The 19,019-nt window shown below is 42.0% G+C and carries 21 protein-coding genes and 2 pseudogenes; 14 read left to right on the forward strand and 9 right to left on the reverse strand.

Features of this window, described 5'->3' with window-relative positions:
- Positions 1-115 precede the first annotated feature (115 nt).
- Positions 116-2,008 (forward strand): heavy metal translocating P-type ATPase, encoded by a 1,893-nt coding sequence (locus J9317_RS07475; protein ID WP_211557529.1) that lies wholly within the window; start codon positions 116-118, stop codon positions 2,006-2,008.
- A 47-nt stretch (positions 2,009-2,055) separates the two neighbouring features.
- On the opposite strand, the gene J9317_RS07480 is transcribed toward J9317_RS07475, so the two are convergent.
- Positions 2,056-2,247 (reverse strand): hypothetical protein, encoded by a 192-nt coding sequence (locus J9317_RS07480; protein ID WP_211557531.1) that lies wholly within the window; start codon positions 2,245-2,247, stop codon positions 2,056-2,058.
- 273 nt (positions 2,248-2,520) lie between these two features.
- On the opposite strand from J9317_RS07480, the pseudogene J9317_RS07485 reads away from it, so the two are divergent.
- Together J9317_RS07485 and J9317_RS20575 are read left to right on the forward strand one after the other, a co-directional pair.
- A pseudogene (locus J9317_RS07485) lies at positions 2,521-2,724 on the forward strand (helix-turn-helix transcriptional regulator).
- An 11-nt stretch (positions 2,725-2,735) separates the two neighbouring features.
- The gene (locus J9317_RS20575) at positions 2,736-3,029 is read left to right on the forward strand and encodes a hypothetical protein (RefSeq protein ID WP_249292045.1); all 294 of its coding nucleotides are present in this window, start codon (positions 2,736-2,738) and stop codon (positions 3,027-3,029) included.
- A gap of 507 nt (positions 3,030-3,536) precedes the next feature.
- Here J9317_RS20575 and J9317_RS07490 read toward each other — a convergent pair.
- Entirely contained in the window at positions 3,537-4,658 is a 1,122-nt protein-coding gene (locus J9317_RS07490) for a glycosyltransferase family 2 protein (protein WP_249292047.1), read from the reverse strand.
- Between the two features lie 168 nt (positions 4,659-4,826).
- Positions 4,827-6,338 (reverse strand): phytoene desaturase family protein, encoded by a 1,512-nt coding sequence (locus J9317_RS07495; RefSeq protein WP_211557533.1) that lies wholly within the window; start codon positions 6,336-6,338, stop codon positions 4,827-4,829.
- A 212-nt stretch (positions 6,339-6,550) separates the two neighbouring features.
- On the opposite strand from J9317_RS07495, the gene J9317_RS07500 reads away from it, so the two are divergent.
- The 3 genes from J9317_RS07500 (at position 6,551) to J9317_RS07510 (ending at position 9,337) form a co-directional block, all read left to right on the forward strand.
- Positions 6,551-7,666, forward strand: a complete 1,116-nt coding sequence (locus J9317_RS07500; protein ID WP_211557535.1) for a glycosyltransferase family 2 protein — start codon at positions 6,551-6,553, stop codon at positions 7,664-7,666.
- Entirely contained in the window at positions 7,663-8,148 is a 486-nt protein-coding gene (locus J9317_RS07505; RefSeq protein ID WP_211557537.1) for a glycosyl-4,4'-diaponeurosporenoate acyltransferase CrtO family protein, read from the forward strand. Before J9317_RS07500 ends, J9317_RS07505 begins: the two co-directional genes overlap by 4 nt.
- Before the next feature lie 88 nt (positions 8,149-8,236).
- Positions 8,237-9,337 (forward strand): M24 family metallopeptidase, encoded by a 1,101-nt coding sequence (locus J9317_RS07510; protein WP_211557539.1) that lies wholly within the window; start codon positions 8,237-8,239, stop codon positions 9,335-9,337.
- 84 nt (positions 9,338-9,421) lie between these two features.
- On the opposite strand, the gene J9317_RS07515 is transcribed toward J9317_RS07510, so the two are convergent.
- Entirely contained in the window at positions 9,422-10,444 is a 1,023-nt protein-coding gene (locus J9317_RS07515) for an EAL domain-containing protein (protein ID WP_211557541.1), read from the reverse strand.
- 193 nt (positions 10,445-10,637) lie between these two features.
- Between J9317_RS07515 and pfkA the strand changes: the two genes are divergently transcribed.
- Positions 10,638-11,597: a 6-phosphofructokinase gene (gene pfkA, locus J9317_RS07520; RefSeq protein ID WP_211557547.1), complete on the forward strand. Its 960-nt coding sequence runs from the start codon at positions 10,638-10,640 to the stop codon at positions 11,595-11,597.
- Between the two features lie 36 nt (positions 11,598-11,633).
- On the opposite strand, the gene J9317_RS07525 is transcribed toward pfkA, so the two are convergent.
- Positions 11,634-12,098: a hypothetical protein gene (locus J9317_RS07525; RefSeq protein WP_211557549.1), complete on the reverse strand. Its 465-nt coding sequence runs from the start codon at positions 12,096-12,098 to the stop codon at positions 11,634-11,636.
- A 157-nt stretch (positions 12,099-12,255) separates the two neighbouring features.
- Here J9317_RS07525 and J9317_RS07530 point away from each other — a divergent pair, with 157 nt between their 5' ends.
- The 4 genes from J9317_RS07530 to J9317_RS07545 all read left to right on the forward strand — a co-directional run bounded on the left by J9317_RS07530 (position 12,256) and on the right by J9317_RS07545 (position 13,414).
- A complete protein-coding gene (locus tag J9317_RS07530; protein ID WP_211557550.1) occupies positions 12,256-12,621 on the forward strand; it encodes a PilZ domain-containing protein in 366 nt (121 codons plus the stop codon).
- Positions 12,622-12,711: 90 nt separating this feature from the next.
- Positions 12,712-12,930 carry a DUF1659 domain-containing protein gene (locus J9317_RS07535; RefSeq protein WP_211557552.1) on the forward strand — a complete coding sequence of 73 codons (219 nt, stop codon included), beginning with the start codon at positions 12,712-12,714 and terminating at the stop codon, positions 12,928-12,930.
- A gap of 17 nt (positions 12,931-12,947) precedes the next feature.
- Positions 12,948-13,166 (forward strand): DUF2922 domain-containing protein, encoded by a 219-nt coding sequence (locus J9317_RS07540; RefSeq protein ID WP_211557559.1) that lies wholly within the window; start codon positions 12,948-12,950, stop codon positions 13,164-13,166.
- Between the two features lie 53 nt (positions 13,167-13,219).
- A complete protein-coding gene (locus J9317_RS07545; RefSeq protein WP_211557561.1) occupies positions 13,220-13,414 on the forward strand; it encodes a YvrJ family protein in 195 nt (64 codons plus the stop codon).
- Between the two features lie 42 nt (positions 13,415-13,456).
- On the opposite strand, the gene J9317_RS07550 is transcribed toward J9317_RS07545, so the two are convergent.
- Entirely contained in the window at positions 13,457-16,636 is a 3,180-nt protein-coding gene (locus tag J9317_RS07550; RefSeq protein ID WP_211557563.1) for an efflux RND transporter permease subunit, read from the reverse strand.
- A gap of 189 nt (positions 16,637-16,825) precedes the next feature.
- Complete coding sequence (locus J9317_RS07555) at positions 16,826-17,041, reverse strand: hypothetical protein (protein WP_347880506.1); 216 nt, start codon at positions 17,039-17,041, stop codon at positions 16,826-16,828.
- A 119-nt stretch (positions 17,042-17,160) separates the two neighbouring features.
- Between J9317_RS07555 and J9317_RS07560 the strand changes: the two genes are divergently transcribed.
- Positions 17,161-17,370, forward strand: a complete 210-nt coding sequence (locus J9317_RS07560) for a hypothetical protein (RefSeq protein ID WP_211557565.1) — start codon at positions 17,161-17,163, stop codon at positions 17,368-17,370.
- Positions 17,371-17,459: 89 nt separating this feature from the next.
- Positions 17,460-17,702: a hypothetical protein gene (locus J9317_RS07565; RefSeq protein ID WP_211557567.1), complete on the forward strand. Its 243-nt coding sequence runs from the start codon at positions 17,460-17,462 to the stop codon at positions 17,700-17,702.
- A 41-nt stretch (positions 17,703-17,743) separates the two neighbouring features.
- Here J9317_RS07565 and J9317_RS07570 read toward each other — a convergent pair.
- A pseudogene (locus J9317_RS07570) lies at positions 17,744-18,103 on the reverse strand (GrpB family protein); the annotation flags it as partial.
- A 275-nt stretch (positions 18,104-18,378) separates the two neighbouring features.
- Between J9317_RS07570 and J9317_RS21025 the strand changes: the two are divergent.
- Positions 18,379-18,462 carry a putative holin-like toxin gene (locus J9317_RS21025; RefSeq protein ID WP_426845114.1) on the forward strand — a complete coding sequence of 28 codons (84 nt, stop codon included), beginning with the start codon at positions 18,379-18,381 and terminating at the stop codon, positions 18,460-18,462.
- Between the two features lie 336 nt (positions 18,463-18,798).
- Here the strand turns inward: J9317_RS21025 and J9317_RS07575 are convergent, their stop codons facing one another.
- Positions 18,799-18,939, reverse strand: a complete 141-nt coding sequence (locus J9317_RS07575) for a hypothetical protein (RefSeq protein WP_211557568.1) — start codon at positions 18,937-18,939, stop codon at positions 18,799-18,801.
- Positions 18,940-19,019 lie beyond the last annotated feature (80 nt).

A 19,019-nucleotide genomic window follows, 5' to 3' on the forward strand; every position in this document is an offset into this window, starting at 1 on the left:
TTAATTTTTTCTATCGTTCTGTTATAATCATACATATATTATTTATTAATCAAGTTTTCTTGGGATGTTTGAATAAACGATGATGATTAATATTCTCAATTAGAGGTGGTTTGGTATGGAGAAGAGTCTTGGAAAAGCGGATAGAAATTTAATTTGGCAGCAGCATGCTGAGTTAATTGCTGCCATCCTCTCAGGTTTATTTATAGCAGCTGGATGGGCATTTCAGCGAAGCGATGAGTTAGTTTCAGTGCCGCTGTTTATTTTGGCCTTCCTCATCGGCGGTTTTGCCAAAGCGAAGGAAGGAATTGAAGAAACGCTATCAGAACGGACACTGAATGTTGAACTGCTGATGATCTTTGCCGCCATCGGTTCAGCCATTATTGGCCATTGGATGGAAGGGGCCATCTTGATATTCATATTTTCACTGAGCGGAGCTTTAGAAACGTATACGATGAACAAAAGCCAAAGGGAAATTTCTTCATTAATGGAAATTCAGCCGGAGGAAGCAGTAAAGATTACCGGGGATGGTCAACAGAAAGTTCATGTCAGCGAGCTTATGAAAGGAGACCTGATTCTCATTAAAGCAGGTGAGCGGGTTCCGGCAGATGGAATACTGGTTAGCGGATCAACAACGGTTGACCAATCAGCGATAACGGGTGAATCAATACCGGTTGAAAAGAAAGAAAAAGATGAGTTTTATGCAGGCACAGTAAATCTGACCGGGTCTGTCACGCTTAGGGTAAGCAGACAAAGTGAGGATACGCTTTTCTCGAAAATTATCCAAATGGTTCAGTCCGCGCAATCAGAAAAATCTCCTTCCCAGCTTTTTATTGAACGCTTTGAAAGCACGTATGTGAAAGCTGTATTAGCAGCAGTCACTTTAATGATGATTGTCCCTCATTTTGCATTTGGGTGGAGCTTAGGTGAATCGTTTTACCGGGCAATGGTGCTAATGGTTGTTGCCTCCCCATGTGCGCTGGTTGCATCAATAATGCCGGCAAGTCTATCAGCTATTTCGAACGGAGCCAGAAACGGACTTTTGTTCAAAGGCGGCGTTCACCTTGAGAGGCTATCCCGGGCTAATGTCATTGCATTTGATAAAACAGGTACTTTAACAAAGGGCGAACCTGCCGTTGCGGATGTGAAGCTGCGGGATGGGCTTAATGCAGCCGAACTATACAGTGCCGTACTATCCATTGAAAATCAGTCCAACCATCCTCTTGCAAAAGCAATAGTGAAATTTGCCCGGCGAATGGCAGGAGTTCAGCTTAAATGGACAGAGGTTACAGAAGAATCCGGAATGGGCATTACAGCAGAATGGAATGGAAAGAAGTATTTTATAGGAAAAGAGGAATTTGTCGGGAAAAAGGAAGCGCAGATATTTGCTGATGGGGCGGCAAAGGAGTTTGCAGAAACGGGGAAGACCGTCGTCTTTGTAAAGGATGAGAAAGGAATTGCTGCTTTATTCGCGTTAAAGGACACTCTTCGTACAGAAACGAAAAAGGCAATTGAATCGTTTAGAGGAAATGGGATACGAACTGTAATGCTGACGGGTGACAGTGAACAAACAGCAAAATCAATTGCAGAAGAAGCTCGTTTGGATTCCTATCGTGCACAGTGCATGCCTGAAGATAAGCTTAATGAAATAAAACAGCTTAAGTCCAATGCCGGCGTAACCATTATGGTAGGGGATGGAATTAATGACGCACCTGCACTTGCACTCGCGGATATTGGGGTTGCTATGGGGGAAGGATCAGAAGCTGCTCTCGAAACAGCTGATATCGTATTGATGAAAAATGACCTGCAAAAGCTTTCGGATGCTATTGCACTCTCAAAAAAAATGAATCGGATCGTAAAGCAAAACATCATTTTTTCAATGGCTGTAATTGCTCTTCTAATTTGCTCGAATTTCCTGCAGATTCTGAGTCTGCCCTACGGCGTGATCGGCCATGAAGGAAGTACAATTCTTGTCATTTTAAATGGACTGAGACTCCTTAAAAGTGAATAATGCAGCAGCCCCCTGAGAGTGGAATCAGGGGGCTTTTTAGTACGCGCTTATGCCCCTGTTTCAGTCTCAGGCCTTCTAACAACAATAATATAGGCGAAGACAAAGCAGATGAAACCTGCAATCCACCCTATAAGGGAACTGAAATAATAAAAATCAATGAGCGCCATACCGATAAACGGACAGGCCAGCCCAAGCAAGGTTAAAATGATTACACTTCTTCTCTTAATAAAACCAGCCATATACACATCTCCTTAGGCATGCGAACAAAGTTATTATACAGAAAAACTGCGGGAAAGAGAAATGCGTTTACCATTAACTTTTCCATTATTTAAGAAATAAACTTACAAAATTGAAAAAGGGGGTTTTATCGTAAATTTGAGTAGAATGGGCATTGTGTGATAAGCAGCTCAGATTTTTAGTAAGGCCGTTTCATAAAAGATTGTTGTGTTATTATCAATTTTGTAAGAAAAATCTTACGTTTTGTAAGAAATATATTACAGTAAGTAGCAGAGGTGGTCCTATTGCTACGCAATAAATTAGGGATTTTTCGAGCGGGAAAAGGGTGGACTCAATAACAACTTGCAGGAATCGTTGGAGTTAGCAGATAAACAATTGCTACTCTAGAGAAAAATAAATATAATCCCTCACTAATTCTTGCCTTTAAAATCGCAAACGTTTTTGAAAAATCATTGACCGATGTTTTTGATTACGGGTAGGAGTGAAAACCATGTTATGGTTTATGATTTCTTTCGTTGTACTAATATTCATTAGTCAAATGTATTTATTGAAATTCCAGTCAAGTGCAGAAGGAAAAGATGAAAGAGGTAAAGGAATTCAATATAAAACAAATAGTATTTTGTTCAATATCATATATTTAGGTATGATCTTACTAATTGTTCTTCATTTAATTGACGTAGTTCCAACTAAAATTATCCCTGATATCTTGTTATATTTTACGGTTTCCTTGAGTTTATTTGGTAGCTGTTTTGTTTTTATTAACAAGAACAAGAAAAACTATTAAGAGCCGTTGTAGACCTCGAATTCGGGGTTTTTATTATGTGATATTTGGTGAAATATCATACAAAGAATGGGGAGGCTAAGCATTCAAGCAATGCAAGAGAATGAAAGATCCAATCATTTTAAAGCTAAAGAATGAAAGATCCAATCATTTTAAAGCTAAACAAATATCCCTTGTGATGATGTGATAATTGGACATGCTCGAGTATGATAAGAAAAAATTCACTGTTAAGAAAAACGGGACTGTCTGCAAAGTCACATTAACTTAAACAGGGAGACGCATTCTAAGCGTTTCCCTGTTTACAGTCTGAGTCAGCTGATTGAAGCGGAAGGGCGACACTCCAGCGGGAGCAGCGGGACAGGTGAGACCCCGCAGGCGCTTGCGCCGCGGAGGCTCACCGCCCGCCCCGCGGAAAGGGAGTCCTGCAGCGGAAATCAGCCTAAGCAAATCTAAGTTCTATAGCAAGTGGGATTCTAAGAAACTCTCTGGACAGCCCTGTTTTCGAATTTCTTAAGAATAAGACCGTCCCTTCCATTCATATCCCTTTTTTCGAATGGAGGTATACATAGATACAAGCATAAGGGAGATAAAAGCAGCAGCAGAAAGCGGCATAGAAAAGGACAGGGAAAGCTTTTGACTGGAACGCCAGTCGATAAACATTTTTTGAAGAACGATCAGGATATAGGGTAAGTACCAGTAGATCGAAAAAGATGAAGAGATGATCAGCTGAGCGGCTCCGTAAAAAACCAAAAGTCCCGGGAACACATAAAACAGAGTATAAAATAAGCAAAGGCTGATGGTAATTGGCAGTGAACGGCCAAAACCCGGGAAGATATTCTTTTTGAAGCCTTCCCATGCTTCCCTGCTTGATCTGTACATATAGCAGGTGACCATATCAGTGACATTTGCCAGCAGGACACGTTTTCTATTCTCTTTCATTTTTCGAGTGAGATGCACATCATCTACTATCGAGTTTTTAATACTCTCATGACCGCCTATTTCTTCATAAGCTGTCCGTTTAAACAGCATGAAAGCTCCATGAGCGGCTGTAGCAGCGGGAAATGCAGTTCGGTTAGCCAATAGGAGCGGCAGATGAAAATATACAAGAAAATGCTGCATTGGAACAAGCCATTTCTCAAGCAAATACTGAACAGGAAATTTAGGAAAGCCGGTTAAAAGGGAAACCTTAGAAGATTCCAGCGTGTGCACAGCACGTTCAATCGTCATTGGTGCTAAACGGACATCTGCGTCTAAAAAAAGGATGAGTTCTGTTTCAGCATGACGGCTCAATGTGTAGCACGCGTGGACTTTTCCAGCCCAGCCTTTGGGAAGACTTCTGCCAGACAGAATTTTAAACCTTGCATCAACGCCAGTATGTCTGTTTAAAAGCTCATATGTACGGTCTTCAGATTGATCATCCAAAAGCAAAAAACAAAGGTTAGGGTACGTCAGTTTTTTTAGCATTGAAATGAGATCTGGTACATTTCGTTCTTCATTACGGAGAGGAACAAGAATGCTTACTGCTGGGTAATGATTTATCTTCGAATCTTTAAGCTTAGGCATAAAAAAGGAGTTGGCTACAGTAAAGAGCAGAAAAATAAAGAGAAGAATGGTGTAGATGATGATCAGCAATTTGGGCAATGCCTCCTTTTTTAAAAAACTCCAAAAATATTGTTTTTACTTACCGGTATCAGCTATAGCATCAACAGAACCAAAAAAGAAGGACAGGCCCGATCAGGACCAGCCCTTCTTTATTAGTATAAATCTTTCTATGCCTTTAAGGGAAGGTTATGGACTGGTTCAGCCAATCTCTTTTTGTGTTGCTTTTGCAAGATCATCCTCTAAGATCAGATCTGCTGTAAGCTGTCCGGAAAGAGTAACCATTGGAACACCACCGCCTGGGTGGGTTGAGCCGCCTGTGAAATAAAGATTATGAAGCAGTTTGCTTCGGCTTGGAACTTTAAATCCTCCGTTTTTCTTCCGGTCTGTCGCGACCCCGTAGATGGACCCTCCGTTTGAACCGTATAATTCCTGGATATCGTCCGGAGTAAACTGGTATTCCCATTCAATGTGATTCCTTAAGTCTGCAACACCCATTCGTTCTAGTTTATCGAGAACCTTTTCACGGTATTGCTCCTTCATTCCCTCCCATGTTTCTCCTTCTTTCAATGGCGGAACGTGGGTAAGAACAAATAAATTTTCTTTTCCTTCCGGAGCTTGAGTAGGATCTGATTTGGAAGAGATGCCGATATAAACCGTTGGATCATCGGCTGGAATGCCTTCATTGAAAATTTGGTCAAATTCTTTCTTCGGATCCTCAGAAAAGAAGAAATTGTGATGGGCCAAGTGTTTGTACTCTTTGTTTACCCCCAGGAGAAGGACTAAGCCTGATACAGTCGGAACATATTTTTCAAGTTCCTCTGCGGCCTTTTGACTGCCGCTGTGGTTTTCCATAACTGTCTTATATGCAGGGATCGCCTCTAGATTGGAAACAATCAAATCTGCATGCAGAATGTCTCCGTCCTCAAGTTCCACGCCCGTTGCTGTATCGCCTTCTGTAATGACTCTTTTCACCTTGCAGTTGAGCCGGACGTCTACGTTAAGCTCACGCATCACTTTACTCATTGCTTCGGCTATTTTGTACATTCCGCCTTCGACGTAGTGAATACCTATGCCAAGCTGTACATAGACAAGCTGGGATAAAATGGCCGGAGCCTGATATGGAGATGAACCGATATACATGATCATAAAATTAAACAGCTGCTGAAGATGCTTGCTCTTGAAATGCTTTTTCGTTACCTGGTCCATTGACTTGATCGGATCCATGGCCAAAAGCTCTTTCATTGAGTGCATGTTCCTCAAATCGTTAATTCCTGTGAGGCTTCGTTTGTAAAAGCTTTTTAAGCTGTATTCATACATTTTGGTGCAGTAGGACATATACTGGAAAAATTCATGCTGATCTTCAGGATTATGCTCCTTCAGCTGTTCCATCATTAGCTGGAGGTCGCTGGTCAGGTCGATTGTTGTTCCATCTTCAAAAAAAGTCCTCCACTGCGGTTCAATCCGTTTAATTTTTATGTAGTCGTGAATATCCCGGTTGGCACTGCGGAAGAGCTGTTCCAATACCCATGGCATCGTTAAAATAGAAGGGCCGGTATCAAATTTAAATCCGTTTCCTTCTCTGACATTTAATTTCCCGCCAAGCCTTTCTCCTTTTTCAATAACCGTTACATCATATTGATCTGCTGCAAGGCGGATTGCGGATGACATTCCGCCAAGTCCGCCTCCGATAACAATCACTTTTTTTCTCAAATTTTCCTGCCTCCTTATGAATTTGATAAAAATGGATTACAATGGTAATTAGATCCGTCTATCATTTTATCCAAACGTGTGAATTTTTCATTCATTGCTATAAGAAGTATTTTCCACAATAAAGCAAGGCGGAAACCTGAATTAAGCCCTTAAGTACGCTTTATTAAAGAAAAAGGGTATAATGAAGGAACCATTTTAGTGAGGTGTCTCTTGTGGCAATTATTATATTCGCTCTATTAATCGGCATCTTTTTATTTTGGAGCATCCCGACCTTAGAATCGATTCCTGCAGAGAAGAGCAGGGTATACGTTCGCGAGAAGCTTTCAATTATTATTCCGGCAAGAAATGAGGAAAAGAATCTCCAAGTGCTATTTGCTTCCTTAGCCTCTCAGAGTGACGCTCCATATGAAATTATTGTGGCAAATGATCAATCTGATGACGGAACCAAAGATACGGCTGAATCGTTTGGAGCAAAAGTGATTGATGTTCCGGAACTTCCAGAAGGATGGTCCGGGAAATCCTGGGCATGCTGGAATGGTGCTCAAGCAAGCACTGGGAAATGGCTGCTGTTCTTGGATGCTGATACTTATTTTGAAAAAAACGGCTTAACAAGGCTGGCGGATTTCTATCGCCATATTGAATCAAAAGGTGTACTGACGATCCATCCGTTCCATGAAACGAAAAGGCTTTACGAAAGCGGCTCCTCTCTTTTTCATTTGATGACGGTAGGTGCCATTGGGGCCTTTGCTCCCGGCTGGGCAAGAAAAAAAGCAACCGGAGCATTCGGGCAGGCGCTTCTATGTACAAGAGAGGATTATTTCGGCTGGGGCGGACATGAATCAATAAAAAGCGAAATCGTTGAAAATATGGCCATGGGAGAACGGATAATCGAGTCCGGCAAAACCATCTTCTTCACAAGCGGCAAAAAAGCTGTATCAATGCGGATGTATCCGAACGGAATGAGAAGCATGACGTACGGCTGGGCAAAAAGTTTTGCATCCGGAGCAAAAACGGCAAAGCTTGTCTACTTAATCTTATCGTCTGTATGGATTGCAGGACTGATCTCTTTCTTGGTGAAAATTCCGCTTATCTTTACAGGCGTCTGGCTTCCTTTTATTCTCCTGTATGCAGCGGCAGCCATTCAGCTCGGAAGCGTGCTGTCAAAATTCGGCCGTTTCTCCAAGTGGAGTGTTCTGCTATTTCCGCTTCTCCTATTGTACTTTTTAGCTGTTTTTGGATTTTCGATCTATCAGACTTTCATCCGCAAAAATGCCAGCTGGAAGGGCAGAAGTATTGTAAAAAGCGCAGAGGGGGCCCATCGGAAATGAGTCCCTTTTTGCTCATCGCCGTTAATGCAATCCTTTTGCTGTTCATACAATTCGGGACAGCCTGGATTTTGTCCTGCATTTCTTCAAAAAACTTTCGCCGGTCTTCTTTTCTTTACAAAAAAAGAAAATGGGAGCGTGATGGAAGGTTTTATGAACGTTTAGCCATCAAATGGTGGAAAGACCGGCTGCCTGAAGCCGGAGGATGGTTTAAAAAAGGCTATTCGAAGAAATCATTGCGAAGCGGAAATGAAGAAAATTTAGACCTGTTTATCCTTGAGACAAGACGGGGTGAGCTTGCGCACTGGCTTCAGATTCTCCCATCCTTTCTCTTTTTTCTATGGAACAGCCCGTATGGCGGCTGGATCATCGTCATCTACTCATTCGCTTTTAATCTTCCTTTCATTGCGATCCAAAGGTATAACCGAATTAGGTTAATCAGAGCTTCAGAAACAAAGAAAAGAATACATAGAAAATTTTCATGAAAAGGGCAGAATTGGTTTACATAAAATTTGCCGTTCTGATAAGATAGCATCGGACCCATACATATATACGCGGAAAGGCGTGGCTTGAATGAATAGCAGAATAGAGCAATTACAGGAATGGATGAGGGAAGAAGCTGTGGATGCGGCATTTATCCACTCACCGGAAAATGTCTATTATTTAACTAATTTTCTCACCGACCCGCATGAGAGGGTAATGGGACTTTTTATTTTCCAGGAAAAGGAACCGTTTTTTATTTGCCCTGGGATGGAAACAGGACAGGCGAAAGAAGCAGGATTTCATAACGAAATTATTGGATATGGAGATCATGAACAGCCGTTTGAGAAGATTCGTGAAGCATTTGCTTCCAGAGGCATGCAAAAGATCAGCAAAGCAGCAATCGAAAGCGAACTCCTTTCCTATTCAAGAGTACAGGAATTTCTGAGCATAACGGGCTCATCGCAGCTTGTTTCAGCTGAGGATAAACTGAATGAGCTTCGTGTAATCAAGGATGCTGAAGAAATTGCTATAATGGAAAGAGCTGCAGCCTTAGCCGATTATGGTGTAGAAGCGGGAACAGCGGCGCTTAAAGAGGGCGTTACTGAAATGGACGTTCTCGCAAAGATTGAATATGAATTAAAGAAAAAAGGCGCTCAGGCTATGTCCTTCTCAACGATGGTGCTTTTCGGGAAGAAGTCAGGACAGCCTCATGGCAATCCAGGTACAGCTGTACTGAAAAAAGGAGATTTCGTTCTTTTTGATTTAGGAGTCGTTGTGGACGGGTATTGCTCGGATATTACAAGAACTGTTATGTTCGGCCAGCCGGATGAAAAGCAGCAGCACATCTACCAAACAGTATTGAAGGCCGAGCTCGCTGCACTTGAAGCGGCGAAGCCAGGTACCAGAATTGGAGATTTAGATAAAATAGCGCGCAGTATTATTGAAGAAGCAGGATATGGCGAGTTTTTTCCTCACCGTTTGGGTCACGGCCTCGGAATCAACGTACACGAATTCCCGTCAGTGGCCTTTACAAATGACGGCTTGCTGAAGGCAGGCATGACGTTCACGATCGAACCTGGTATTTACGTTCCAGAAGTGGGCGGGGTCAGGATTGAAGATGATGTTCTAATTACCGCAGACGGGGCACGTGCTCTGACAGCCTATCCAAAGGAACTTCAAATTATTGAATAAAGCAAACCACGCATGCCCTGGAGGACATGCGTGGTTTTTTAGGCTTCCTTCAGCTTAAAGAAAATTAAATGGCCGTCAGTTCATTTACTGAACCACACCAGCAAACAATTTTTCCTGTGCTGCAGGGGTTTCTTCAGGTTTTCCGATTAAATATCCCTGACCGAGGGGAATTCCGATTGATTGCAAAAAGGTGTATTCATCTTCCGTCTCGATCCCCTCTGCAAGAACGGTGATGGATAAATCGTTAGCAAGTGCCTGTACATTTTTAAGGAATGTTTGTTTTCCATAATTTTTATGGCAATCTGTAATATATTCACGGTCGATTTTCACGAAGTCAGGTTTCAGGTTCTCAAGGACCTCATAGGTAGAATAACCGCTGCCCATATCATCAAGCGCTACCTTCATGCCATTAGCCCGATACGTTTCCAGAATGCTTTTCAAGTGTTCCATATCACTGATTTTTTCGGTTTCTACTACTTCAAATATTAAGTCATCCGGACTGACTCCGTACTGCTTCACCATTTTAAATGTGTGCTGCAGGCAATGCTCAGGGTTGTAAATGGAGGACGGGATGAAGTTAATGAACGACTTGACACCGCGCTGAATTTTATTAGACCGTGCGATAATGGCAAGTTCCCTTGCCCTGCGGTCGAGAATCGATTGCATCCCTGTTTTAATCGCAGTATCAAAAAGCTTAAAAGGCGACACCGGAGGGTCAAAACTTCTAAGCAGCGATTCGTAGCCGAAAATCTTCCCGCTTTCCAGATTCACAATTGGCTGAAAGAAACTTAGAAAGTCCCCTTTGTTAATAATACTGACAAGGTCTTTATATATCACGCGTTCATAAATATAGCTAAAGGGGGAATAGGCAAGCGGCTGTTCAGGATCTTTTGAAAGAGCCCCTTTTAAAAGACTGGTATTTGTCTGTTCATGAAGGTCCTGCAGGAGGCTTGCGAGTTCTTTCACATTTGAATAGGGGATTGATAGGCTTCCATCAGCATACTCCGTAAATTTGCTGGGTTTAAAATTCCGCTCTAAGTTATGCAGAAGCAAAAATCCTTTATCTGGAAATGGAGGCGCGGGTGTACAGGAAGTGCAGAAGTTCATTGTCTCGCTCCTTTTTTGGTTTTTTAGACCAAATGTAATGAGTCTATTGTATCAAAAATAGAGGAAATTTTACAGAGATAAACAAGGATGAAATAATATCCTGTGACTGAAGGTTTTTGTTTTGAGAAATTGCCTGATGGGGATTATAGTAGAAGAGGACATAGTAAGCACGATACATATGAGGTGAAAAGAAATGAAAAAAATTGCTGTACTGACAAGCGGAGGAGATTCTCCGGGGATGAACGCTGCCATTCGGGCAGTCGTAAGAAAAGGGATTTACCTCGGTCTGGAGGTTTATGGTGTATATCAAGGCTACCAGGGTTTAATGCAGGGACAGATTAAAAAGCTAGAGGTAGGATCAGTCGGTGATATTATTCATCGCGGAGGAACCATGCTATATACAGCCCGCTCCGAAGAATTTAAGACAGATGAAGGTCAGCATAAAGCAATTGAACAGCTGCGGGCGCTTGGTATTGAAGGCTTGGTTGTGATTGGCGGAGATGGATCATACCAGGGGGCAGCCAAACTTACTCAAAAAGGTTTTCCATGCATCGGACTGCCGGGTACTATAGACAACGATATTGCAGGAACTGATTATACAATCGGATTCGATACAGCGTTAAATACTGTAGTAGATGCAATCGATAAAATAAGGGATACAGCTACTTCCCACGACCGTACTTTTATTATAGAAGTGATGGGACGCCGTGCAGGAGACATCGCTCTCTGGTCAGGTCTTGCAGGAGGAGCGGAGACCATCCTAATTCCTGAGCATCCTCACGAGCTTGAAGAAATGATGGACAGGCTGCGTAAAGGAATCAGCAGGGGCAAAAAGCATTCCATCATCGTTCTTGCGGAAGGAGTCGGCAGCGCAGCTGATCTTGCCAATGATCTGAAAGCGAAATTTGATCTTGAAACAAGAATCAGTGTACTTGGCCACATCCAGCGCGGGGGCAAGCCGACTGGAAGAGATCGTGTCCTCGCTTCACGCCTGGGCTCAAGAGCAGTAGAACTGCTTATGGAGGGAAAGTCCGGCCGCGCTATTGGAATCGTCAATGAAGTGATAACAGACCGTGACTTGATGGAAATTGCCGGACAAAAGGACCCCCTTCCTGAAAAGCTTTATACATTATCACAGGAACTCTCGATATAAAAGCCACAAAAGCCCGCTGCTGCCAGCGGGCTTTTCCTATTCTTTTTTAAACTTGAGAAGCAGGGATCTAAGGACAAAGCCGGCTGCGAGTCCGGGGATAAGGGAGAGCATAGGAAGCCAGACAGGTCCGGGCATTACTCCTATAAAAGAAACGCGGTCAGAAAACATGATTCCCACTGTAACAAAATAAGCAGAAAAGGCAAAAGGAAGGAAGGATAGACGGGGAGATGGCCCATCTGCAAATTTGTAGGCATCATACATCGCAAACATATATACACAGGGGTAAAACATAAGCCATTGGATATCTGCGGTATTAAACGCTTCAGTGATGTCCCCGTTGAAGCTGTATTTGATTGCAAGATTGAAGACTGCGTTCATATTAATCAAAAATTCCAGAGCAATGAAGACGATGCCTTTTCCGAAATGTCCGTTAAGAAACTGCCCGAACCCAGGCAGGGCGATGCTCCATAAAATGGCTTCCAGTTTGCCTGTTTTTTTCATTTAAAAAGCTCCGTTCACTCGTTTTTAATAGGTTTCCCGCATCTTGTCGGAACATACATGCCGGCTGGTCTTTGAGGAATGCAAAAAAACGATTGAAATATTTTCCTTTATCAGCTACCTTTACATTAGATGAATTGCTAGAAAGGGGACTTTTCTCATGCGCTACAATCGTTCTGAATCATTCCGATTTGTATTCTCAGATCCTATTCAAGCCACATTTTCCATTGTGGAAAAAGCGGGTGAGGAAATCAATACAAAGCCAGGTGATGCTGTCATAATGGATATAAGCCCTTCGGGACTGAAGCTTATTTCACATCTGGAGCTGCCGATGGAGGAGCCGATTATTTTAAATATCGCCTTTAGGATTAGAGATGAAGAGCTTGAACTTAAGGGTGAGCCGATGTGGAAGAAACCAACCGGTTCAGGATATCAGTATGGAATCAGAAGTTTAAATGACCAGATATTAAAAAATAGGATTGTAAAAGAGTTAAAGGAATACGCACAAAGCAAACCTAAAAATTAACAAAGAAACAGGCTTTTTTAAAAGCTTGTTTTTTTTTCGCTACTTTTTCATTCCTGCCGTGTATTGCTATAGCGAAAGGGGGTGAGAAATATGGCACAAGCAGTACTTACTGACAGACAGCTTCGCCTTGTATATGACCTTGGTCTTAATATGGAAGGAAAGCAGGTATTTAAGGCAAAAACTTACAGCAATGTAAAGCCGGCCGCTGACCCAGATCAGCTAATGGCAACAGCAGTCATTCTTTCCGGCCTGCAGAAATACCCGCTGTTCGCAGCGGAGCGTCTGGATACCAACGAAATTCAAAACTAAGAATCGGAGTGAAGTAAATGGCAAAGACACTTGAAATGCAATTTGTGAACGAACAGGGCAAAACCGTGACCATCACTGTGGATGCACCGAAAGATTCTTTAACAAAGGATGAAATTGCTGCAGCGATGGACGGTTTGATGACTGCAAATGTTTTCATCTCCGGAGGCGGAAATCTTACATCAAAAAAAGGTGCAAGAACGGTTGATCGTACAGTAACCGAAATGGACATAAAATAACAGGAGCAGGGGTCTGACATCGTCAGCCCCCTGTTTTGAAAGGAGGAAGCTGAATGGAACAATGGCTTCAGCTAATAGGGGATACGGGATTTCCCATTGTCGTTACCATGTATTTGATGCATCGGATTGAAGGGAAGCTGGATGTGTTAATTCAAACCATTCAAATGCTCCCGGTGCGAATGCAGGAGGAGAATAGGGAGTCAGGCGACCGGCTCAGCAGAATCCATTTAAGTGAAAAGGTGCAATGAAAAAGCCCGGTCTCTCCGAGAGACCGGGCTTTATTTCAAGAATTATGCTTCAGCAGACACGCTGTTTCTTTTACGTTCCTTTTTGGCTTGCTTGATGAAAAATAACTCATATACAACCGGTACGATAATTAACGTAAGCAAGGTTGATGAAGTTAATCCGCCAATTACTGTGATGGCTAGCCCTTTGGAAATCAGCGTTCCTGAAGAAGTGGTGAAAGCTAAAGGCAAAAGTGCCGCAATCGTTGCAAAGGCCGTCATTAATATAGGACGCAGACGGGTTTTACCAGCTTCAATAAGTGCTTCACGAATGACAAGCCCTTTTTGTTCGCGGTTTTGTCCAATCCGGTCTACCATAACAATGGCATTCGTTGTCACGATGCCGATTAGCATGAGCAGTCCAATCATAACACTTACACTAAGCGGTTCTTTCGCTAAATATAATCCTAAGAGAGAGCCGACCGGTACAAAGATCAGGGAAGAAAGAATGACAAATGGGATACGCGCCTGGCCGAAGGTAATCAGCATTGTAATATATACAAGCCCGATTGCCACTGCCATAGCAAGCCCAAGCTGCTGGAATGTCTGTACGGTATCATCGCTTCCGCCGCCGCCTTCAAGTGATACTCCCTTAGGAAGGTCAACGTCCTTCTTTACTCCTTCAATCACAGAGGACGAAACTTCAGCGATATTATCTGATGTAATTTGCGCGCTAACCTGTGCGTAAACTTTTCCATCCAAACGCTGAATGGATGTATAAGCGTCAGTTTCTTTCACATCAGCTACATTAGAAAGCTTAATTGGCCCCTTTTGGCTGAAAATCACCGTATCTTTCAGCTTGTCAACCGAAGTGACATCTTCACCATAGCTTAACTCAACACTGCGTTCCTGTCCGTCCAATTTCAAATCCCCTACATCGACAGGTTTTGTCTGATCAGAAACAGTGCCAAGCACTTGAAAGCCTGAAACGCCATATTCATCAGCCTTTTCAGGTTTGATTGTCACAACAGCCTGCTTTTGTTTTTCGGCAAAGTTGTTGGATACATATTTCAAATCTTTGTTTTTATTTAAGTAATCCTCTACCTTTTTCGCTGCATCGGATAAAGCATTTAAATCATTGGAATAAAGATCAATATTTACATTGTTGTTGGAAGGCGGGCCGCCGCTGCTTTGCTCCTGAATGCCAAGCTTAGCTTCCGGTGCCTGTTCCTCAGCGACTTTTTCCATTTTTGTCTGCAAATCTTTAATGTATTCCGAAACTTCTGTTCCGTCTTTTAAGGTAATAAAGTAACTGGCTTTATTTTCCCTCTTCAGGCCGGTAGTAAAATCACGGCTTCCGACTCCTGCAGTGATTTCTTCGATGGGTTCTTCTTTATCGAACATTTTTTCAAGCTCAAGTGAAACATCATTTGTTTTATCCAGAGTAGTGGAAGATGGAAGCTCAACACTCGCCACTAATGTTTTTTGCTCTTCGTTTGGAATGAAGGTAAAGCCAAGCCCGCTTACTAAGAATACAGATCCGAATAAAAGAAGCATAGATAGACCGATAACCGTGATTTTATGGTTAAGCGACCATTCAATCACCCCAGCATAAAACTTTTGAAGCGGTCCTTCTTTTTCTTCCTTAGGTACTTTTTTAAACGAAAACCTCGCAAGAATCGGAACGATGGTAACCGATACAAGAAGGGAAGTAATCAAAGAAAATATGATTGTTAAAGCAAATGGCAGGAAGAATTCACCAGTAATGCCCCCGACAAAACCGAGCGGAAGGAATACAACTACTGTGGTGATGGTTGAAGATGTGATTGCCTTCAAAATTTCTTTTGTGGAATCCTCAATCAGTTCATTTGTCACACCTGAATTTGTTTTCCTTACTCGTCTGAATACGTTCTCGATCACGACGATACTATCATCAACAACCCGGCCTACTGCAACTGCCATTCCTCCAAGCGTCATGATATTCAATGAAATATCAAGCTGATTTAAGAAAATGGATGTTACAAGCAGTGAAAGAGGGATGGATACAATCGCGATAATCGTTGCTCGGAAATTTCGCAGGAAAACCAAAACAGCAAGCGATGCAAACAGAGCACCGAGCAGACCTTCGCGAATCAGCGTCTCTACGGATTTCTCAATTCCTTCAGCCTGATCAAATCCGATGGAATAATCAAGCTCATCATTGTATTTTTCCAGGGTTTTGATTACTTCGTCTGCAACCTCAACCGTGTTGGCATCCTGTTTCTTTGTTATCGCCATTGATAATGAATCTTTTAAATTATATCTTGTCAGCTCCGGACGTTCTGTTATGGTTTCGATTGTTGCGATATCTTTCAATTTAACAGGTTCCTGCTGAGCTGCTTGAGGACCTTGCTGTGCTGAACCAGCTGCAGCTCCTTGAGGAGGACCTGCTTGTGTTTGGGCGCTTTGGCCTTGCTGGCCTTCAGGAGCCTGACCTTGTGATGCTCCGCCTTGAGCAGCTGATGGGGCAGAAGCTGCTGTGGTCAGCTGCAACTCTTTTAATGTATTGACTTCATTTAAGCCTTCCTGTACCCTGATTGGAATTTCTGTATCCTTTTCGACTACGCTGCCAGCAGGGAAGGATAAGTATTTTTCGTTGATTTTGTCTTTAATTTGCGAAAGGGATAGTCCGCTTTTTTCAGCCTTTTCTTTATCAACTGTTATTCGGACAACCTCTTCCTTTAATCCTCCGACCGATACACTATTGATTCCGGAAATTTTATTTAGCTCTGGGATCACATCGTCCTGAAGGAGTTTTTCAATATCGGCATCCTCTTTTGTGAAAAGTGAAATGTTGAAAATAGGGAAGGTTCCGAATGAAAAACGGTTTACTTTCGTCTCGGCTGTATCGGGCAGACTTGCTTCGCCGATTAAGGTGTTAATTTGATCCTCCACCTTGTCTATATCTGTGTTAAAAGGGAATTCCAGATTTATGATTCCGACACTTTCATATGAAGAACTTGTAATGCTTTTTACACCGTCAATGCCTTTGAATTCATCTTCAAGCTTTGAGGTTACCTGTTCACTTACATCGTCAGGAGATGCACCGGGATAAACTGCTTCAACCGACACTTGAGGAAATTCAATATTCGGCAGGAGATCTACCTTAAGCTGCGTAAAGCTGTATAGCCCTCCAAGAATCAGCAAAAAGGAAATAATAAAAACAGCTACTGCATTTTTAAGGCTAAATTTTGTTAAAAAATTCATGGCTACACCTCTTTGTTTTAGTTGTACAAAAGTTATACAAGATTTACTATACTCTCTTTTTCTTGAAATTGCATCTATTAAACGTTAATTATTTGTGACGAAATTGTAATAATTACATAAAAAAAGACCTCATTTTTAAGCGGCCTGTATGAGAAGGGGAATTAGAGCTTTCCATTCCAATTTGATGAGTCAGCTGTAATAACCGGAAGAAGGGAAACCTGCTGATAAAATCTGATCAATACGAAAAGCCCGCAGTTTTCCTCTGAGCAGGCATCTGGCAATAATCGATTTGGGGGTTTTCTTTAAGATGATGATATTTCTTTGTGTGATTTCACCATTATCTGACAAATAAATCACTTTTATTGGTTTTTGAAGTTCCATACTTTCCTTAAATAAAAAGTTCACCTGTTTCCCCTCCATAAAACTTGTTAAATATATTATATGCGAACGTATGTGCTTTATGCTACTATAAATAAACGAACGTTTGTTCTAATGAAGTTTGGTGATTTTGGAGGTGAATGGGTATGAGGCATTACATTATGTACACATATGTTATACAAGGAGAAAGGTTTGTAAAGGTTATGGATTTTCAAAAAGGGCGTATTATTCATGCCTCCGTTACAGAATGGGAAGAAGGCCGTCTATATGCTGAACTAGCAATGGATCTGGAGGGATTTAAGGGGAAAATTGCTGCAGGGCACTTTGATTATTCGCCTCCAAAAACAAATAAATGAAGGAGCTTAGGGAGATGGCATCGAATTACTTACTACTATAGAAATGACTTTTTACTGCAGGGCATACACTTTACAAAGGGGTGTTGGCTATGTCAGAAAAGGAACAAATCCAGGAAGTTCACAAGCTTTCGCAGGATATTTTAAGAACGCTCTTAAAGGATGGGTACGAAGGAAATAACAGCGGTTTGAGGAAAGCAGTGGAGCTCTTGTCGAGGTCAGTTGGGGATTTGTCGGTCATGCATGGTAAACGGGATATTTGCCACGAGGATTTACTGAAAGGGACACTAGCAAAAGTGCGAATATCCTACAATGCTGTTCAAAACAATAAATAGGCATAGAGTGAATCCGTTTCTTATTTTAGAAACGGATTTATTTACGCTTGTGCCAGTGCCCGCAAAATGAAGTCTGACTTCCCTTCCGTATATTTTTGCCGGTCATCCTGATATTTACCGGCAAGTGAAATCTTTAACGACTCATATTCTGTACGGATTTTCCGGTCCTTGCGAAGGATGTTTCTAAATGTGATGAGATTATTCCAGTAATCATTCTGATATTCGCAGATGTGGAGATGGCACGTTCCTGCTCCAAAGCTCCCTTTTCTAAAAAATACTCTGTATGGAAACTCCTCATGATCCACCATTTCATAGCCTATGCCCGTAAAAGCCTCTTTATAATGCCTAGTCTCTTCCAAAGACATCACACCGGCTGCCATGTCAATGATGGGCTTTGCAGAAAGCTGTTGGACTGGGTGCTGCCGATATGTTCAATATGCAAAAGGAGATCTCATAGAATTAAGCTTATTTTATCCTTCTCTTCGCTGTAAATGCTTCTCCAGTGCGGATTGTATTTGTGCAGAACGATTGTCATTGTGCTTCCCCCTAATGTGGGCTATAGGACTTATTTTACCAAACACATGTTCTGTTTTCATCAGATTATGTGCTATAATGGACTTGCAGCAGGTTGCCCGGATAACGGGAGAATCCCCTTGCGGAAAGGGGGTGAGGTGGCATGACCATTTATGAGAGTCTGATTTTGATGCTCACGTTTGGTTCTGTGGTTATCGCGATTCTTTCTTTTCCGAGAAAAAAATAACCTTCTCAAATAGAGAAGGTTAAAACACTGAGTAATTCTGCTGTGGCTGCATTAGATGTTGGCGCATCTAATCAGCCTTATACCGTTATTCAATCCATTTAAAGTATATCATACTTTCTGTCCTGACTGACCTTCTTTTTTATTGTACAGTTAGGAAAAAAATCTGCTCAAATATCAATGATTGCAGCCAGAATTCAATGTTTTAAAACATTTCGGTTTGTAAGATTCTTTGAACGTTTAGAGCGCTAATCAGCCATTCTCCAAGATTTAAGAAAACATATAAAAAAGAGGCAGAGGAATGCGAACCAGCTCCTTCTGCCTCTTGCTATGTAGCTTTTATTTTTGCTGTTGGTTTCCTTTTTGAGCATTCATTTCTTTGCTGAATTCAGTATCAGACTTCTGGTTTTGCTGATTTTGCTGATTCTGTTGTTTTTGCATTTTCTGTTCCTTGCTTTCGTTCTGGTTGCTGTTAGCCATTTCTAGTCCTCCTTTGCTTAAAAAATTACGTATGGGGTATTAAATCATCACATACGCATCCTATTTTTACCTTATTTCCT

This window comes from Metabacillus flavus, from assembly GCF_018283675.1.
In the GTDB taxonomy this organism is placed as follows: Bacteria; Bacillota; Bacilli; order Bacillales; family Bacillaceae; genus Metabacillus_B; species Metabacillus_B flavus.